Raw genomic sequence first — 16,032 nt, 5'->3', positions numbered from 1 at the left:
CTGAAGTCCTCACTACAAACCTCTTGATTTGGTTTGTAGTAAGGACTTTAGTCCTCTGATTTTGATAAGGACTGAAGTCCTCACTACAAACCTCTTGATGTGATTGGTCACTCGTTTGAGCGACACTCAAATGAGTGACACTCGAAAAAGTGACTGTGAAGCCATCAATCGCACCAGTTATACCTGAAATATCAAAGAGCACAACTTAAATATTGAAAGGAGCACATTATGTACACCGAAGAAAAAAGCACGAACAATGAAACAATGGCGATCGCCGCCGATACTACAGCTCAATCAAATTTTGCAGTTGGTCTAACAACAGGACTCAACAAACCCACTTTACAAATCGGTTCCACAGGTCAAGCAGTCAAAGAACTAGAAACTCTCCTAGCTCATTGGGGATATTATTTCGGCCCGATTGACGGTATCTTCGGCGTCCAAGTTCAAAAAGCAGTCAAAGGCTATCAACACCGCGTCTTCTTAATGGAAGATGGGATAGTCGGTTCTATAACTTGGCAAGCACTATACTCTGGTGCACCTGTGAATATGCCGACACTGATGAATGGCAGTTCTGGTAATGCTGTGAAAATTGTTCAAAATGTCCTGAAATTAAATGGATACTATTTCGGCTTTATTGACGGATTTTTTGGCCCGATGACAGATGTAGCAGTCCGCCATTTCCAACTCAGCAAGGGTTTAGTACAAGATGGAATTGTCGGCTACAGAACTTGGCACGCTCTTAGCAAGTTACCCCACTAAGTTGCGTTGGGTGCCCACAAACACCTTACCAGTTAGTTTGTAGTGAGGACTTCAGTCCTCATAAAAATCTGAGCACTTATATTCCTCACTACAAATACACTTAGCTAACTCAAATGAGTGACACTCAAAAAAGTGACTGTGCAGCCACAAATCTCACCAGTTATACCTGAAATATCAAAGACCACAACTTAAATCTTCAAAGGAATCACATTATGTACACCGAAGAAAGAACCACGAATAATGAAACTGTAGCTATCGTCGCCGATGCTACTCCTCAATCAAATGTTGCAGTTGCTGCAACCGCCGCACTGAACAAACCTACTTTACAAATAGGTTCCACAGGTCAAGCTGTCAAGGAACTACAACAGCTTCTCTATCATTGGGGATATTATTCTGGCCCGATGGACGGTATCTTCGGCGCCCAAGTTCAAAAAGCAGTCAAAGGCTATCAACACCGCGTCTTTTTAACTGAAGATGGGATGGTTGGTTCTATAACTTGGCAAGCACTGTATTCTGGTGCACCTGTGAATATGCCCATCTTGATGAATGGCAGTTCTGGTAATGCTGTGAAAATTGTTCAAAATGTCTTGAAAATCAATGGATACTATTTCGGTGCAATTGATGGATATTTTGGGACGATGACAGATGTCGCAGTGCGCCAGTTCCAAATCAGCAAGAATATACCACAAGATGGAATTGTCGGTGCTAAAACCTGGTACGGACTCAGCAAGTTACCCCACTAATCATCGGTTTAATTATTGATAGAATTTACGCAAAACCTCTATATGTAAAGTGTACAGTGTACTTTACATATAGAGGTTTTCGGACGGAAATTTATTATAAGAAACACAAGATTCAACTCCTCATTACAAAGACTTTTGACTTTGCAATTCCTCAGTAAACCGTATTGCTTTATATATATGAAAGAGCGCTGAAGCGCAACTACATACCAGGGTACGTAGTTGCGCTTCAGCGCTCTTTCTTTATAGATATATACGGTTAAATCTCGAACAATCTGACTTGCAAAAAATGCCTGTATTGCCTATAAAATCAGAAACAGTTCTGTGGAGTTTTTCCATGCCTCGATCTAATATTTTTCTCGCCTTCTTGTCAAGGAGGTTGAGCAATTACCAAAAAGAATTGGTTTAAAGCCCTTGCGCCCGATCGGGAGAAATTAAAATCAGACTATTCATTACTCTAATCCTCTTCCTTCTAGGTAGAGGTCGTTGTCATACCAATTTACTATGAAGCTGCATAGAACATAGACAAGCTGAAAACAAAGCCAGGTTTCGATTTTGTTACCCTGCGATTATATGCAACTTTATGTAAATTTGGTATCAACTGTCAACTGTCAACTGTCAACTGTCAACTGTCAACTGAACATTAATCATCCCTCCCAGAACGCGGACGAATGCGATTCAACTGATTAATTGCCCAGCGAGCTGTTTCCTGAACTTCTGCATCTGGATCGTCCGTCGCGCGGTGCAACAAGTGACTGATTTGATTCACCAATTCGTAAATCCGTGTCAAGTCGCGAATCGCATTTTTCCGCACTTCCGGGTTTTCATTTTGCAATGAAATTGACCAGGCATTATTCATGGGTTTGAGCGTGCGAATGCCAATTTCTGAGAGACTTGCCAGAATTAAACTGTACTGCTTAGAGTCAGAATTTCCTAATAAATTCAGCAACGGCTCAACGGCTCTGGAATCTCCCTGCTGCCCGAGTTCCCAAATTGCTTTGCGCCTAGAGGCCGGATTGAGGTGCTGCAAATCTTCAATGAGTGTTTCAATAATATCAACTTTTTGTCTGACTTCCGTTTCGGGAAGGGAAATATCTTTCTTCCGATTCGCTAGTGCATCGGCTCGATTAGTTGTTTCTGGAATATTGAAACCTGAGTCGCTGTAGCCGTTGTTGCGATTTTCGTCTGTGGCGGTGTCGGAATTAATTCGATCGCCCTCTACCCCTGCATCCTCGGATTCTGATTGCCCAGATTCCACGATAAACGGTAAAGGCAGATCGGTGCTCTCGATCTTGTAGCCCTTGGGGAAATTGACAGGGTAGGGCAATGCTGGTAGCGGTTTGAGTCCCCCAGAAGAAACCTGTTGCTGTCCCATTTCGTGCCTGTTTCTCTGAGCATCGGGATTGGTGAATCGAGAGTTTCTTTGGTTTTGGCGATCGCCTCGAACCCGTCTTCGCTTAGAATTATTTGACTCGCCACTGCTAACTAATTTCAGCATGATCGCTACTGCCGCTGCCGTGACGACAACTGCTGCCAAACCCAACATTAACAACCCCCGCTGGCGTGACAAAATGACAATTATATTGGAGATTGGTTTCGGGATTTTGGAATTAGATTTTTGTTTTTTAGACGGCTTAGATTTGTTTTTATCGGGCGCTGGAGAGGATTGTGGAGGATTGGAGTCCTGGCTGGAGTCCGGGGGAGAGTCTGCTTGAGCAATTTCTTGGGAAACCACCTGGTAGGAAGCAATGACAATCTGTTGCCTTCCCTCCGCACTGGGAATGAAGGCAGCGCCCAGGCAGGCAATGCAGGTGAACAAACGTAAAGTGGAGCGGTAGTGCGCCATAAGACTCAATTGGGTTTTTGAGAGGCAACGCCGCATGACGAGCTTTAGTGTAACCATGAGTTAGCTCGATCCTAGCTGCTATGCGCCCAACTAACCTACAAATATCACGCCCGATCGCGAAAAATCATGGTTTGAGGTGGCAGCGAGCCGGATCTCAATCACGCAATTGCGTCAATAACGGCGGCGGCAGATAGGGGCATCTTGGAAAGTTGATTGTCAGCGAAGCATCAGCTACGTGCTGTGCAGACGCTGCGATGCCCGCGATTGTTGCTCGCTGCGGAGGCGCGTGCCATCACCTGTGAGTTTAACTGTTTCGTCGCTGTTGCGCCGCTTTTGTCTTCACTGTAACAACGTTTTACTAATTTAAAGACCCACAGGTAGATTACTCCTGTGGGTCTTTAAATTGGATTTTAGATTTTAGATTTTGGCGATCGCCCTAAAGCCAGCTTGCAGTATTCGGCAAAATCTACATATTTCTGCTTGTACAAGCGGTAACGCTGCACAGTGTAAAGCATGATTCCTTGTCGCACGTAGTCGAGGAACGAGCGTTTGATGCGCTCCGTGAGGAGTGAAATATCGTTATGCGGTGCTTCGCCGAGAATTTCATTCTCGAAGTCCAGAAGCGGTTGAAATTCCGCTTCTGGCGGCTCGCACCAATTGTCTGAAAAATCAGAGTTTATGGTGTGCATATTTAAAATTCGGATGGGTTGCCAACGACTTCGACTTCGGAGAACGATGCTTCTTGTAGTAAGAATTTCTGGTCAAAGGTGAGCCTCTGGGCCAGTGGATCTACTCCCAGTCGTCCTAAGAAAAATTTCAAGCTTTCCAAATGTTCGGTGGCCCTGTCAATGTCTTCAGTAAGCGATTTTAGTTTGTAAGCTTTCTCTTGTATTTCGCGTTCTAGTGCGTAGGCATCTTTTGCTAGGCGATTCTCGGCGCCAAGCTCGATTAGCAATTTATCAATCTGATCTTTTAACTTTTGGTAGCCATCAGAAAGATCGTCTACGTCGCTGCTGACTTCCATTTTTCCGTCTTTATCGACATGCTGCCATTTGTTCCGTTTATAGACAGGGAGAGAAATTTTGATGAGAGCCATTGTTTTTTACCTGTTAGTTAGTTGGAGGGAGGAAAAGAAGCGATCGCCCTCGCTCAAAAAGCGATCGCACAGTATAAGCATGATGGAAAGAATATGGGTCAACCATTTAGAAGCTTGCATCACCTCCCGGAGGCGCTCGCCCGCTCAAAAATGTTGCGCTGCGGGCGAACTTTTTAATGCGGTTTGCCCGATCGCCCGCAACGACAGCCATCGGCGGAAAACTGGGGGGTTTTGGCAAAGGCCGGCGAGCGAAAATCCCTGTGTCGGGCGGTTCGTCAGTGTCGATCGGGCGATCGCACCAAACGTCAAATGTGGGAATAGAAAAGTTCCAGCACTTGCAACTTTCGTTAGCGCAGCCCTCAGAGATGATCAGCATCGAGGGAATTTCCAAAGTGATGGAACTCGTTTCGATTGTTTCAGGCTCGTACTCGTCCAAACAAGGGGCCCATTCAACCATTGATGCTAATTCGATTTGAATCGGCTCCGTGCATTGCGAATCGAGCTCCGTGCATTGCGAATCGAGCTCCGTGCATTGCGAATCGAGCTCCGTGCATTGCGAATCGAGCTCCGTGCATTGCGAATCGAGCTCCGTGAATTGCTCAAAAGATTCGTCAGAGCGATCGCACCAAGCGTCGTAAGCAGCCCAAAAACTAAACATACAATCGTAATCGTCAGGGTCGGGCGGCTCCTCAATGCCTGAAAGCTCAAAGTCAAGCAAGCTCAGTTGTCCGTCAGCATCGGCTTTGAAGTGAATCGGCTCAGGCTGCGGTGGCGCGTAGCGAGCGAGGAATCGGTCAGAGAGCGCGATGCCGACAGGAATTGCTTCGGAACTGGGGGAAGTTTCGGTTTGCTTTAAAGCACTTTGGGTTACTTTTGGCTCAGTTTCAGCAGCGGGGTCAAGAATGATGAGCGCTGAAGCTTTGAATAATTCCAAAAGTTGATGAGCGATTGATTTTTTGCCGGTTTGCTTTAAAGCACTTTGGGTTACTTTTGGCTCAATTCGTCCCCTGTTGCCACTGCCTCGGTTCGGAGGGCGATCGTCGGTGAAACTTGCTACATAGGCGTCAATCTCGGCGGCGTGAGCCTGCTGGAATTCCTCAATGTCGAAACTGACACCGGGGGAATTTTCCACTGTTTGTGCGATCGGCTCAGGGGCCGGCTTGGGATAAACGATGCGGCCGAATTTGGATTCGATCGGCTCGGTAGCTGGTTTGGCCGGTTCAAAAAAGAAGGAGTCATCACTGGTTTTGGTGAGCGTCGTTCCACCTGCCGTCAATTTATCGCCTACGGAAAGAACTCTGGCTCCACCTGCTTCAATCAGTTCATCAATGGCTAATTGAAGGCCTCTATAGGGTGCGGGTTCTTCGATCGGCTCGGTGGCTTGAACTTCGATCGCCTCCGCAACCGGTTCGATTTCGACACCGGGGGAATCGACTGTTTGTGCGATCGGCTTGAGACGGCATAAGTAGCGAGTGATTCGCCCGTCCTTAATTGGCTTAGTGGTCGGTTTGGAAATGATGCGACCGAATTTGAATTTGAATTTGATCGGCGGCTCCTGGGCTTGAATTTCGATCGCCTCCGCAACCGGTTCGACTTCGACACCGGGGGAAACTTCCAGCAGTTTCAGCAGTTTCAGCAGCGGGGGCTGCACACCGGCAATGGCATCAATCCAGTTTTGGCGGTAACGTTTGTCGCCCGCTGGGAGCGCGTTGAGTTCCCAGCCGATTTCCTTCAATTCCTTAAGAGTCTTCTGTTGTAACTGTTCCAGTGTGTACATAGGTTAGGGAAAGGGCGAGTATGCAGTCTCGCCCGGTTATTGCAGGGTATGCTCAACAACTGCACGTGCTGAGATACTTTTTATGATTGCACGTGCTAAAATGAATGTCAATAGTCGCACGTGCAATAATTGAGGGGAGTCTTAATATGGCTAGAAACTATGAAAAATCATGGAAAAAAGACCACAGTCAACGCCACAGTCCGATTGGAGCCGGAAGATTGGCAAGCACTGGGGGACAAAGCAAAAGCGATGGGGATGGAATCCAGGACGGAATTGATTCGACAGATTGCACGGGGGTACATAGAGACTCGAAAGGCTTTGTCAACGAAGGAAAAGCAAGTTTTGGGAAAATGTTAAGCCAGTTGAGAGAATTGCAGCGTTCTCACCTGGCTTACGTTGAATCTCATGAGGAAAGGCTTCAGTTGAGATTAAAAGCGGCACAGGAGCATCACCAGAATGTAACGGATCAGATGAGGCAACTGGAGCAAGAAATACTTTGCCTTTTAGGAGAAACAGTCTGATAGCAAAAAAGCCAGTATCCGTGTGGGGTGCTGGCTTTTGCGTTACTAACAACTAATAACTAACAACTAATAACTCAAAAGGCGATCGCCAACCATGAACAAATCCCAACTAATTGATGCTGTTGCAGACAAAACCTCAACCACCAAAAAGCAGGCAAACGCCATGCTGGACGCCATTCTAGGCACAATAGTTGACACCGTTGCCGACGGTGAGAAAGTAGTCTTAGTCGGATTTGGCAGTTTTGAGAGTCGTAGCAGAGTAGCCCGTGAAGGCCGCAATCCCAAGACTGGAGAAGCACTTAAAATCCCTGCTGCCGTAGTTCCGGCATTCATACCAGGCAAGAACTTTCGAGAGGCTGTAAAGCAATGATTGACACAGAAGAAGCAAAAACCCTATTAGGTGGCCCGAAGCAAGAACTCCCACACAATCCCCAGACGCCAGAGGAAATACTCGTGGCGATGAAAGCCGCGAGCGCCAACTACTACCGCGAGGCGATCGCCACCAACTGCCACACATTTATCGAATTCACCGGCCTGATTAACGAGTACATCAAAATCTGCGAGCGGAACCTCAAGAAGGGAGTTGATTTTACCCAGACCAGCGCTCACACTGATGGGCCCAGACTGCACGTAGAGCAGTGGGAATGTGACCACATCAACGACAAACTCCGCTGCATATTTCCAAACCTGAGAATGGTGAAACTAGACGACCTGAAAAAACTAGACGATTCCGAGAAGACTGCTACAGATAAATGAGGCTTTCATGAAGCGGTCACTTATCTGTAGCAGTACAAAGTGAATTTGACATTTGACAGCTAGGCTACTGATGCTGATAACTGCCCTAACAAGTAGTAATAAGTGGGTTCGAGACCTGCAAGATTCTAAGGGTAAGACGTGACGCTGAGAACGAGAGCTAGCGTGACACTTCGGAGAGAACGAAGCGCTAAACGCTGAGCGTACCTGCTGGCGTGACAGCCGGGAGAGACCGGCAATTAAACAACAACAAGGACGTTAAACTCATGAATCCAGTATTTTTTCAACTCTTGCGGACAATGCTTGAAATCTCCCTAAGCCAAGGCAACCGCTTGGCAGTGCTGGAAGAGGAAGAGTCCAGGGAGTCGGCAGAAGAAGCTGCAACGATTCAGCAAGCCCAAGCCCTGCTGGAACAGCTAACTATGGGCGTTCCGACAATGCCACCGGGCTTCGCACCTAGCGACATCTAAGTTTTCTCGAAAATTAGCCGATCGCCCTTTTGGGCGATCGGCTTTCACATTAAATTTTGGATTTGGGAAATGGTAACTGCTCAACTTTCACTGTTCGCCACTTCCCCAGCGGTCGGAACTCTCTACAAAGCCGGTGACTGGGTGAAGCTGCGAAAGAAACCATCAGGCGCCGCCGCTTGGGTGAAGCGAGGCGAAGTATTCAGAATAGAGTCCGTCCATCCCGTTGATGGGAGCATGAGGTTTTGGAATCCGCACATAAACGAATGGGGTTTCTTGTACCCCGAGGAAGTTAGTCTCGTTCCAGCCCCAAATGATTCTGTATCAGAGGCGATCGCCCCTTTGATACAGAATCAAATTCCCCAAATGATTCTGTATCAGAGGCGATCGCCCCTGTCGAAGTTGATACAGAATCAAATTCCCCAAATGATTCTGTATCAGGGTGCAAAGCTATATCCACCTACCGACCGCGTGGCACGGCCCGTAGTGGCGAATACTTCCGATTCTCCTACCGCGATGGTTCGCGTATGCGCCACATTCACATCCGCGGGGGAAATACGGATTCGCCGATCGCGCAGGCAAGAGTTGAGGAAGTGCGATCGCTCTTGGCGGCGGGAGCTAAGACTGCCCAGATTGCGGACATGATTCGGAAGTGGTCTATCCAGAATTAGTTGTAGGTAACAATATTTGCACTTGCGCTTTTAAATCAATCACTTGGTTTTCCAATTCTTGCACCGCCTTAACCAAGCAGGCAGTGATACAGGCATAATCAATCCCATAAAGTTCCTCTTCTGACTCGGTATCCAGAACCGCCTCTGGTAATACTTTCCGAACTTCTTGAGCAATAAGCCCTATTTTTTGGGTAAAATTTTTCCCCAATTTTACAGTTTTATCTTTTCTGTCAAAACCCTCTAAGACTTCGTAATGTCGGTATCTTTTTGGTGATAGCAACCTGATTTCTGCCAGTCCAGGGCTGTTAGTAAAATTGCGTTTTACCCTTTTATCGGAAGTTTGGATGTAAGCTCCCGATATGTCAATCCGAGCCACTCTGTGAGATAAAGTCGGGGCATTAGGAGCGTTTCCGCCCATTCTGAAAAAATTGAAGGCATCCCCTCCACCCAAGCCGGCATAGTTGCAGACTTCTGCAATACCAAGGCCGGGCTGTGCGGAATTCCATCCGAATCCGATTGAGTTACCGGCGATATTTGCGGTTGGCAGTGCTGCGTTTACAAAAAAAATGCCGTTTGGTTGGCTTTGCCTATACCGTCCATCGCCCTCTGCTTGCGTGAGGTAAACGGGATGAGGATCGGTCGCCGTGAGGTAAACGGGATGAGGATCGGTCGCGGCGACGTGAGCAGCCACTGCCGCCGTTACTTCGGTATCGCGGGCGATCGCAGCCGGAATGTCCGCGTCAGAGATTACTTGAGCATTGAGGTTGATTAGCTCGCCCATATTTATTAAGGAATTATCGTGCCTTCAGACACCTGTAAAGAGGCTGTACCTGAGGCAGTGATCACACTAATAACGCCTGTATATCGAGCCGAGACAAAGTCTTCTTTCCAAAGGAAGCCTGAAGGAATCGGCGTGGTGTGAAGAGCCGGAGTTACTACAGATCCTTCCCTGAGGAAAACGGTGGCTGGGCCTGCGTTGTAAATAGAATAATTTGCCCTGTTCGCGTTAGCAGCAAGAGCCACAGCTACCGTTGTCGTGGCGGACACAGGAGCGACAGCATTGGCGCCGCGCAAGTCTTCGGAAATATTGACTACTGAGTTTGAGTTGACGTTGATTAGCATAATTTAGTTAAAAATTGGCGATCGCATTTTTGCGCTGTTCTTCTGAGATTTCGATATACCGAGATAACGATGCAAGGCTGGCGTGTCCAGACAAGGACTTGATTAAACCCGGACTACAACCGAGATTGTTTAGCCGAGTAATAAACCCGCGGCGTGCCGAATACAAGGAATATCCCTGATTCTCAAGCCCCGCTTTTTTCAAAGCCCGCCGGAAAGCTTTATCGATCGCCTGCCGACAAAGATGGTCATTCTCGCGAACGCGAGACGGAAATAAATAGCCATTTTCCAAGCATTCAAAATCCCTAAGAATTCTTTCTAAGTCTACGTGACAAGGGACTTCTCTGGTTTTTTTATCCTTCCTAGTAGACGCGCTATAGAGTATTTCGGAGCGCACGATACGCCGGGATGGATTTACATAAAATTGAGAGACATGGCTTTTTAAAATGGCATCTGGTCTCTCACCAGTGTACCAAGCAATAGCTAAAAAGACCTTGTGAATTTCCGTAAATAAATGTTTGCTGATTAGTTCGTAACTGGCTTGATTCATAGGCGTAGCTTGCCCAAACCTAGATATTTTCACTTGTTGCTGTTTCCTTTGTACTGTTAAACAATTGACAACCTTTCAACACCCCTTTTTAGTGTATCCACTCAAAGCCTTGTTGGTAGGCGATCGCAAAATATTAAGAAGTTGCTCTTTTATCTAAAAAAGCAACTTCTTAAGAAAAAGTTCAAGTTCAATCAAGTGTCAAAAAGTTAATAAACTAGAAGCATATTTATGTTTCCCAAAAAATGGCAGTACATACAGCCGGTACCGGTGCCACAGTAACTGGCGTTTCTCAATCTGCCCCCACTGGGCCCGCCAGTAAAGAGCGATATGTTTACGGACTGCTGGCGAGGCTAGAACAAGAGGAAAACAATTTAACTAAAATTGCCGGTCGCACTGATTCCGTCACAATTAGCGTTAACTTGTCCACAAAAATAGCAACCGTATCGCTGGTGTTAAATATTCAGGCTGCTGCTGCTGTCACGGGGCAGTTTGCCGCAACAGCAACCCATTACTTGACAGGTTCCACCTTCACCAGCGGAACTGGTGGCAGCAGCACGGCGCCGAACTTGTCTCAGGCAGTCATGCAGGGAATAGTAGATTTGAAGCTATTAGAGTTAGACCCTGTTAAAAATCCAAATAACGCCAGTAACCTCCGTCGGTGTCAGCTTGTACTAGCCTCTTCAGGCGGTACTAATTCTACGTTTAGCGCCGATATAGATTTTCCTGTGGAAATTTTACAGTTGCCCGGTGGTGGTTCTGTAATCGAAGGGAAGGACTGGTTGCTGTGAGCGATAATTCACTTAGCGGGACGAGAACTTTCCGGCGCTCAATCACCAGCGCTGACGGCACTAATATTATTGAAATTCTCAACTGCTCTGAAACTTTTGCCGGATACGCAGCATTAGAGTCTAGTTACTATATCGAAAAAAGTTTCTATTTAGAAACACTCAGTGGCGCTATTTATCTTCCTTCCTTAATTCAAGCTCCTTTTCCCGAACTATATCCTGAGATGAACTCGGCAGAAAAAATAGCCGAAATGCTGAAAATAGAAAAAGATTATCCCTTTATTGGATTGCGCTTTCATGCCCGCAAAGGCACGGGAGCCTGGTCAACCTTATCAACAGCTAGGTTGCAAAATAAAGGTCGAGAAACCGCAATTCCATTCGTGATTCCATATCTAACTATTAACCAACTCAAACTACTTAGCCCTGATGACAGATTGGGAATTTCAATAATCAATTACGGCTCTGGTGTATTAGGAGCGGGCGATTATATTAATTTAGAAGGTGACTTTAGGTTCAACGTCGATTTAATAGCCAAACCAGTAAATAAGATTGTCGGCACTGCGATTCCTTACGGAATTAATATCCCCTCAACAGCCCCTACTAGGTTTAGGTTGGCTAATGCAAACAGGGCGATTTTCTATGCCACGAATACGGGGAATGCTGATATTTGGATTGCTGGCAATTCGAGCGTCGCGGTAGGTTCGGGAATTTATTTAGCAGCTAATGGTGGTGGCAATCTAACCGAGGAAACGTTGACAGGGGAACTTTGGGCGATCGCCGAAGGCAGTCCATCTCGCATTTCAGGAATAGAGGCGAGCTATGTCTAGGGTTAGCTCCAAATCATCGCTTTCCCCCAGCGCCACCTCGGGGTCGAATGCGATCGACCTCGGCAAGGATAGCGGCGTCAGCATGGGGGAGAAAAGCCAAACCTCTGTAAGTACCGGAGGAATTGGAGTTACTCGCGAGGTAGCAAACATTGGGGGGGTTTCCGTGACTGGTGGAGTGCGTGTCGATGTTAGCCCAATACGTTTAGATATCAGTGGCAATCCTAACTATGAAGATCCAAATAAAAGTTCAATTTCGATTAGTGCCGGCGTAGAGGTTCCGGGAGGAATTTTGGGTGTTGGCGGGGGGGTGACAATCAATACGAGTACGGGTCAAATAGAAGGCGGAAGTATTGGTGGTGAGGTAGCTGGAATTGGAATTGATATTTCTAAGTCTTCTGAAGGTGCAGGGGTGGGAATTTCGTTCCAAATTCCGTTTACTCCAATTAGTCTTGAATTTGGGTTTGAGTTTCCTGAGAAAAAAAAGGAAGAAGAGAAAAAGATTGAACCAAGCACTCCGCCAAAAAACATTCCGGCTGGGTATTTAGCTGGATGTTTCGTATCTCAGAAGCTGAAAAGAGATACTGAAAATGGTGAGGGGCTATGGAGATGGGCGAATGGTGGAGGGCTTATAACAACCAGCGCATACCGGGCATTTTTCCCTGATTCAATAAATACAGCTAGAGGTTTATGGGACGAACCATATCTCGAAGAATTTCATACTATCCCGGGATATGTGAGCTTTTACAGCGTGTACGAGGGTAGTGATTATCTTATTAGAAACCCTGATATTACTTTTCCATTTGGCTCCTTTGAAACTTTATATGGCAGTTTCAATCCAATTGTTAACATGGAAATTAGAAGTTTTAAAATAGAGAGAAGTAATCCAGTAGAAAAGTTTATTGCAAATGCTAACGCTCCTTTTAACATAGTCAAGAATAAAATAACTAAAGGATTCAGGCGCAATGTCGTATCGCTTCCCGGTGGCGAACGCCTACATGACCTTTGGGCTAGACTTCAGGGTGTTCCATGGATTTTAAATAGCACTGAAACTTATGAAATAGTTTTTGGCTGCCCAGACGGTAGGAATCCGGATCAAAAACCACCTGAATTGTTAACGATTCCTCCTCCCCCCAACTCACCACCTAGAAAAGAAATGGACGAATGCTGTCGCGACTCTATAAAATTGCTGCGCCAAATTCACAAAAGATTAGGAGTTAACAAATTTCCCGGTGAGCTTCCCAGTACAATTATTCAAGAAGTCGAAAAAGGCCAACCAGCAACAGAGCCAGTTCAAGAAAAAATTGAGGACTTTGCCGACCTCTTGATGTGGATGTTCCAGCGCGACGACGAACGCTGGGGTCAATGGCAAATTCAAATCGACGTAAAAGATACCGATTTGACAAAAGAAGGTGACCAAGGCAAACAGATTAAATTCCCGAACTTGGCAGAGTCAATAGCCGAAATGGAAGGGCAATTACTAAGCCTGCAAGCCAATGTAGCAGCCCTTGTGGCTTTATCAACTCGCAATTTGTGCGAGTCTGGAATGGGTCGGCAAGAATCAATCAAAGCTTACTTGGCAAGCATGGCAATCGCAAAATACATGAACTTCCCTTATGATGAATCGGACATTGAAATGCCATCAACGTTTACCCCAAAAGCCGAGTCAATTGATGAACTCATCAAAGAAAGCATAATCCACGTCAAAGGTATTGAGTACACAAACAAAGAAACGCAGCGAGATATTTTATTAGATTTATTGCAAGCAGCGGCAATTACTAGGGCGGTGCATTGGCGGCAAGTCGATCCTAAAAAAGATATCAAATCACAAATTTTGGAATCAATTAAAGGAAGTGCCGACTTAAGCGAGAAACTAGAAAATCCCCTCGCTAAGGAAGACGATCCGAGTAAACCCAAGCATTCTAAAGATTGGGAAGACTTCCTCGATCAGGTAGAGGATGGATTTGGCTTTGAGACAGGAATCGAAGACGCGCAAACCCCCTACGGCCGATCCAGGGATAGGAGGCCGCGCATCAGGCAAATTGGTGACAATATAGCCCAGGCAGGGAAAGCAAATGGCTGATGCAATAAAAAAGATTGGTTTAGTTCTGCGCGATTTGGCTAGTCGAAAAATGCGGGAATCTTCGACTGGGGGCAATATTATTCGCTCTTGGTCAGCAAGCGCTACGACTACTTCTCAAGACAAAGGATTTTTAGAAACTATTTGGGACGGCGCAACGCGATTCGTCGGTTTTTTGGTCTCTGGAGTTGTTCAATTAATTTCATTTAGCTGGACTAAGCTGTGGAGTTGGATTGTCGGCGGCGTTCAATTTATTGCCAATTTCAATTGGAATATTAGCGACGAAGGTATCGACAAACAAATTGAGGGCTTGTGGAATGCTTTCGGCGGCGTCTTGGGCGGTGCGGTAGGGCGGGCGATCGGCTGGATTGGCTGCGGTTTGGTTCCGGCTGCGGCCATTATGACTTTTAATGAAGCGCTGGCAACTCATTTACTAAAAGAAGTTGGCGAGCAAGCCTTGGACGAATTACTCGACGCCGCTAGTGAGGTAATTCAGGCTGGCTTTAGGATGGGGGTGCAAGCTTCATTCTTGTGGCTCTACAAAAACGTTAGGGCTGCATTAAAGAATCCAGCAAACCCCCTGGGAATTGCTCTTAGAGGCTTTTTTGGAAGCGAAAAAATAGATAAATGGGGAACGGGGGAAAGTTGGACAATTGCAGGTGCTATTGAGAATGCAATTGAATCTATCCCCAATACTTTTTTGAGGAATTTTGTTGAGGAAGCTTGGGAAGAAGGAACGGAGGCCTGTATAGAAGCCGGCTATGCCGTCGCGGGCGGCATTGATGCTTGGCTGGCAATGCAAAAAGTGGCAAACAATTCGGTGCTTGGTGTCGATCGCACCATAGAAATTACTCCAGATAGATCGGTTCCCGACGAACGCATTGTCTTGTCTGGCCCTGAAGCCGTGATGAGGCCGACTGTGGTCAACGTCTTAGCAACTCACCAAATGCTGGGCAATCGTGACGTGGGAGTTCTCATCAATGGAACTCCTGTTGACGACTACGTGAGGCCCAACTTTCAAGAACGCTATCTAATCATTGAATTCAAAGAAAAGCAGCAGCCGCCCTGGGTAATGCCGGACGGCAAACGAGCTCGCAAGCGACAGGTGACAATTCCCGATGCAAAGCGCAGCTTGACTTGGGACAAAATTAAGCTAGCTGCCAAGCTGTACACTAGCGGGCAAAAATTGGTGACGGCGCAACTCAACAACGGCCGCCAGATGCAGGTTTACGCCAATACCGAAAATGAGGGCTTGAACAAAATCGAAGAGTTGTTGGCGCTTTCCACTGCCGAAATTGTACCGAATGGCGTTCGCGACTCGGGCTACACAAGTCCAACCGCCCGACGCAGGGAACAGCCTTACATCGTTTACCCGTCAAAAGCCGTTTTGGTGTGGCGGCGACGCTCTGACGACTTGCAAGGTCGGGAAGATTTGTCCGATCGCGTCTGGGACGAGCAGAGGATCGAGATGGATTTGTGGCCTGAAAATGAACCCATCAATTTACCCGTTCTAGGGTAGCTCAATAAAAATTTACAATAACCGCTATTCATTTATAAAACATTTTGTACAACCCTAGGGTTGTACAAAATGTTTTGTAGCTGGAAGCCACAAGCCACAAGGGTTTTAGGCATTGACAGATTAACGCAAATAATTACAATGAAAATAACCCAGCAAATAACTGAAATTTCTCAAAAAACATGAACGACATTACTCTTGCGGAAATGATTGCAGCCATTGAAGATGAAACTTTAAAAGCCTGGTGGGAACAAATCGGCAATCTTCCAGAAGAATTTACAATGTGTGAATTTTTCATGAAATCGCTGCATGCGTGTTCAACTGCGGCTGCACTCAAGAATGAAAATCAAGAAGTGGGGCAGAAAATTCTCGGTTATCCGGCAGCAATTAATGGGGCTGTAGAAACCAGCAAAAACAATCATTTGTTTTTCCGAAGAACTGCTTCAATCACTTCGCTGGTAGTGATCGATCTTGATGGTTCTATTCCTTCAAACGGGTAAAGTAACTATTGGAAAAAAATCAAATCAA

Annotated in this window: 19 protein-coding genes; 12 read left to right on the top strand and 7 right to left on the bottom strand. The window is 46.3% G+C overall.

Annotation, left to right across the window (positions count from 1 at the left end; genetic code table 11):
• Positions 1-228 precede the first annotated feature (228 nt).
• Positions 229-759 (top strand): peptidoglycan-binding protein, encoded by a 531-nt coding sequence (locus JGK22_RS21395; protein WP_293187064.1) that lies wholly within the window; start codon positions 229-231, stop codon positions 757-759.
• 212 nt (positions 760-971) lie between these two features.
• Positions 972-1,502, top strand: coding sequence for a peptidoglycan-binding protein (locus JGK22_RS21390; RefSeq protein ID WP_293187063.1), 531 nt, complete (start codon positions 972-974; stop codon positions 1,500-1,502).
• A 640-nt stretch (positions 1,503-2,142) separates the two neighbouring features.
• Here JGK22_RS21390 and JGK22_RS21385 read toward each other — a convergent pair.
• The 4 genes from JGK22_RS21385 to JGK22_RS21370 form a co-directional block, all read right to left on the bottom strand.
• Complete coding sequence (locus tag JGK22_RS21385; RefSeq protein ID WP_293193989.1) at positions 2,143-3,345, bottom strand: HEAT repeat domain-containing protein; 1,203 nt, start codon at positions 3,343-3,345, stop codon at positions 2,143-2,145.
• Positions 3,346-3,755: 410 nt separating this feature from the next.
• The gene (locus JGK22_RS21380) at positions 3,756-4,034 is read right to left on the bottom strand and encodes a hypothetical protein (RefSeq protein WP_293205082.1); all 279 of its coding nucleotides are present in this window, start codon (positions 4,032-4,034) and stop codon (positions 3,756-3,758) included.
• 2 nt (positions 4,035-4,036) lie between these two features.
• On the bottom strand, positions 4,037-4,441 hold the full coding sequence (locus tag JGK22_RS21375; protein ID WP_293205080.1) for a hypothetical protein: 405 nt from the start codon (positions 4,439-4,441) through the stop codon (positions 4,037-4,039).
• 106 nt (positions 4,442-4,547) lie between these two features.
• Positions 4,548-6,218 carry a hypothetical protein gene (locus tag JGK22_RS21370; protein ID WP_293205078.1) on the bottom strand — a complete coding sequence of 557 codons (1,671 nt, stop codon included), beginning with the start codon at positions 6,216-6,218 and terminating at the stop codon, positions 4,548-4,550.
• A gap of 146 nt (positions 6,219-6,364) precedes the next feature.
• On the opposite strand from JGK22_RS21370, the gene JGK22_RS21365 reads away from it, so the two are divergent.
• The 5 genes from JGK22_RS21365 to JGK22_RS21345 all read left to right on the top strand — a co-directional run bounded on the left by JGK22_RS21365 (position 6,365) and on the right by JGK22_RS21345 (position 8,604).
• On the top strand, positions 6,365-6,739 hold the full coding sequence (locus JGK22_RS21365; protein ID WP_293205076.1) for a hypothetical protein: 375 nt from the start codon (positions 6,365-6,367) through the stop codon (positions 6,737-6,739).
• A gap of 94 nt (positions 6,740-6,833) precedes the next feature.
• On the top strand, positions 6,834-7,109 hold the full coding sequence (locus JGK22_RS21360; protein WP_293205074.1) for an HU family DNA-binding protein: 276 nt from the start codon (positions 6,834-6,836) through the stop codon (positions 7,107-7,109).
• Positions 7,106-7,495 carry a hypothetical protein gene (locus JGK22_RS21355; RefSeq protein WP_293205072.1) on the top strand — a complete coding sequence of 130 codons (390 nt, stop codon included), beginning with the start codon at positions 7,106-7,108 and terminating at the stop codon, positions 7,493-7,495. Before JGK22_RS21360 ends, JGK22_RS21355 begins: the two co-directional genes overlap by 4 nt.
• Before the next feature lie 263 nt (positions 7,496-7,758).
• Positions 7,759-7,962, top strand: a complete 204-nt coding sequence (locus JGK22_RS21350) for a hypothetical protein (protein ID WP_293205070.1) — start codon at positions 7,759-7,761, stop codon at positions 7,960-7,962.
• A 69-nt stretch (positions 7,963-8,031) separates the two neighbouring features.
• Positions 8,032-8,604: a hypothetical protein gene (locus tag JGK22_RS21345; protein WP_293313612.1), complete on the top strand. Its 573-nt coding sequence runs from the start codon at positions 8,032-8,034 to the stop codon at positions 8,602-8,604.
• A 12-nt stretch (positions 8,605-8,616) separates the two neighbouring features.
• Here the strand turns inward: JGK22_RS21345 and JGK22_RS21340 are convergent, their stop codons facing one another.
• Genes JGK22_RS21340 through JGK22_RS21330 form a run of 3 tightly spaced genes read right to left on the bottom strand, consistent with a single transcriptional unit; the run spans position 8,617 to position 10,299 of the window.
• Complete coding sequence (locus JGK22_RS21340; RefSeq protein ID WP_293313609.1) at positions 8,617-9,411, bottom strand: tail fiber domain-containing protein; 795 nt, start codon at positions 9,409-9,411, stop codon at positions 8,617-8,619.
• A gap of 5 nt (positions 9,412-9,416) precedes the next feature.
• On the bottom strand, positions 9,417-9,752 hold the full coding sequence (locus JGK22_RS21335) for a hypothetical protein (RefSeq protein WP_293313607.1): 336 nt from the start codon (positions 9,750-9,752) through the stop codon (positions 9,417-9,419).
• A gap of 7 nt (positions 9,753-9,759) precedes the next feature.
• Positions 9,760-10,299, bottom strand: coding sequence for a tyrosine-type recombinase/integrase (locus JGK22_RS21330; RefSeq protein WP_293313605.1), 540 nt, complete (start codon positions 10,297-10,299; stop codon positions 9,760-9,762).
• 242 nt (positions 10,300-10,541) lie between these two features.
• Between JGK22_RS21330 and JGK22_RS21325 the strand changes: the two genes are divergently transcribed.
• The 5 genes from JGK22_RS21325 to JGK22_RS21305 all read left to right on the top strand — a co-directional run bounded on the left by JGK22_RS21325 (position 10,542) and on the right by JGK22_RS21305 (position 16,004).
• On the top strand, positions 10,542-11,087 hold the full coding sequence (locus JGK22_RS21325) for a hypothetical protein (protein ID WP_293313603.1): 546 nt from the start codon (positions 10,542-10,544) through the stop codon (positions 11,085-11,087).
• Positions 11,084-11,911: a hypothetical protein gene (locus JGK22_RS21320; protein WP_293313600.1), complete on the top strand. Its 828-nt coding sequence runs from the start codon at positions 11,084-11,086 to the stop codon at positions 11,909-11,911. The genes JGK22_RS21325 and JGK22_RS21320 overlap by 4 nt, the downstream gene beginning before the upstream one ends.
• Entirely contained in the window at positions 11,904-13,991 is a 2,088-nt protein-coding gene (locus tag JGK22_RS21315; protein ID WP_293313597.1) for a hypothetical protein, read from the top strand. The genes JGK22_RS21320 and JGK22_RS21315 overlap by 8 nt, the downstream gene beginning before the upstream one ends.
• The gene (locus JGK22_RS21310) at positions 13,984-15,507 is read left to right on the top strand and encodes a hypothetical protein (protein WP_293313594.1); all 1,524 of its coding nucleotides are present in this window, start codon (positions 13,984-13,986) and stop codon (positions 15,505-15,507) included. Before JGK22_RS21315 ends, JGK22_RS21310 begins: the two co-directional genes overlap by 8 nt.
• A gap of 179 nt (positions 15,508-15,686) precedes the next feature.
• A complete protein-coding gene (locus tag JGK22_RS21305; RefSeq protein WP_293185063.1) occupies positions 15,687-16,004 on the top strand; it encodes a hypothetical protein in 318 nt (105 codons plus the stop codon).
• Positions 16,005-16,032 lie beyond the last annotated feature (28 nt).

Source organism: Microcoleus sp. PH2017_08_TRC_O_A (genome assembly GCF_020738665.1).
Classification (GTDB): domain Bacteria; phylum Cyanobacteriota; class Cyanobacteriia; order Cyanobacteriales; family Microcoleaceae; genus Microcoleus.
Note: the sequence above shows the minus strand (reverse complement) of the source record. Positions and strands in the feature narration are given on the sequence as shown.

What these genes read in the sequence shown, in the direction of transcription:
- JGK22_RS21395 (WP_293187064.1), top strand. Translation starts at nt 229, where the DNA reads ATGTACACCGAAGAAAAAAGCACGAACAATGAAACAATGGCGATCGCC.
- JGK22_RS21390 (WP_293187063.1), top strand. Translation starts at nt 972, where the DNA reads ATGTACACCGAAGAAAGAACCACGAATAATGAAACTGTAGCTATCGTC.
- JGK22_RS21385 (WP_293193989.1), bottom strand. Translation starts at nt 3,345, where the DNA reads ATGGCGCACTACCGCTCCACTTTACGTTTGTTCACCTGCATTGCCTGC.
- JGK22_RS21380 (WP_293205082.1), bottom strand. Translation starts at nt 4,034, where the DNA reads ATGCACACCATAAACTCTGATTTTTCAGACAATTGGTGCGAGCCGCCA.
- JGK22_RS21375 (WP_293205080.1), bottom strand. Translation starts at nt 4,441, where the DNA reads ATGGCTCTCATCAAAATTTCTCTCCCTGTCTATAAACGGAACAAATGG.
- JGK22_RS21370 (WP_293205078.1), bottom strand. Translation starts at nt 6,218, where the DNA reads ATGTACACACTGGAACAGTTACAACAGAAGACTCTTAAGGAATTGAAG.
- JGK22_RS21365 (WP_293205076.1), top strand. Translation starts at nt 6,365, where the DNA reads ATGGCTAGAAACTATGAAAAATCATGGAAAAAAGACCACAGTCAACGC.
- JGK22_RS21360 (WP_293205074.1), top strand. Translation starts at nt 6,834, where the DNA reads ATGAACAAATCCCAACTAATTGATGCTGTTGCAGACAAAACCTCAACC.
- JGK22_RS21355 (WP_293205072.1), top strand. Translation starts at nt 7,106, where the DNA reads ATGATTGACACAGAAGAAGCAAAAACCCTATTAGGTGGCCCGAAGCAA.
- JGK22_RS21350 (WP_293205070.1), top strand. Translation starts at nt 7,759, where the DNA reads ATGAATCCAGTATTTTTTCAACTCTTGCGGACAATGCTTGAAATCTCC.
- JGK22_RS21345 (WP_293313612.1), top strand. Translation starts at nt 8,032, where the DNA reads ATGGTAACTGCTCAACTTTCACTGTTCGCCACTTCCCCAGCGGTCGGA.
- JGK22_RS21340 (WP_293313609.1), bottom strand. Translation starts at nt 9,411, where the DNA reads ATGGGCGAGCTAATCAACCTCAATGCTCAAGTAATCTCTGACGCGGAC.
- JGK22_RS21335 (WP_293313607.1), bottom strand. Translation starts at nt 9,752, where the DNA reads ATGCTAATCAACGTCAACTCAAACTCAGTAGTCAATATTTCCGAAGAC.
- JGK22_RS21330 (WP_293313605.1), bottom strand. Translation starts at nt 10,299, where the DNA reads ATGAATCAAGCCAGTTACGAACTAATCAGCAAACATTTATTTACGGAA.
- JGK22_RS21325 (WP_293313603.1), top strand. Translation starts at nt 10,542, where the DNA reads ATGGCAGTACATACAGCCGGTACCGGTGCCACAGTAACTGGCGTTTCT.
- JGK22_RS21315 (WP_293313597.1), top strand. Translation starts at nt 11,904, where the DNA reads ATGTCTAGGGTTAGCTCCAAATCATCGCTTTCCCCCAGCGCCACCTCG.
- JGK22_RS21310 (WP_293313594.1), top strand. Translation starts at nt 13,984, where the DNA reads ATGGCTGATGCAATAAAAAAGATTGGTTTAGTTCTGCGCGATTTGGCT.
- JGK22_RS21305 (WP_293185063.1), top strand. Translation starts at nt 15,687, where the DNA reads ATGAACGACATTACTCTTGCGGAAATGATTGCAGCCATTGAAGATGAA.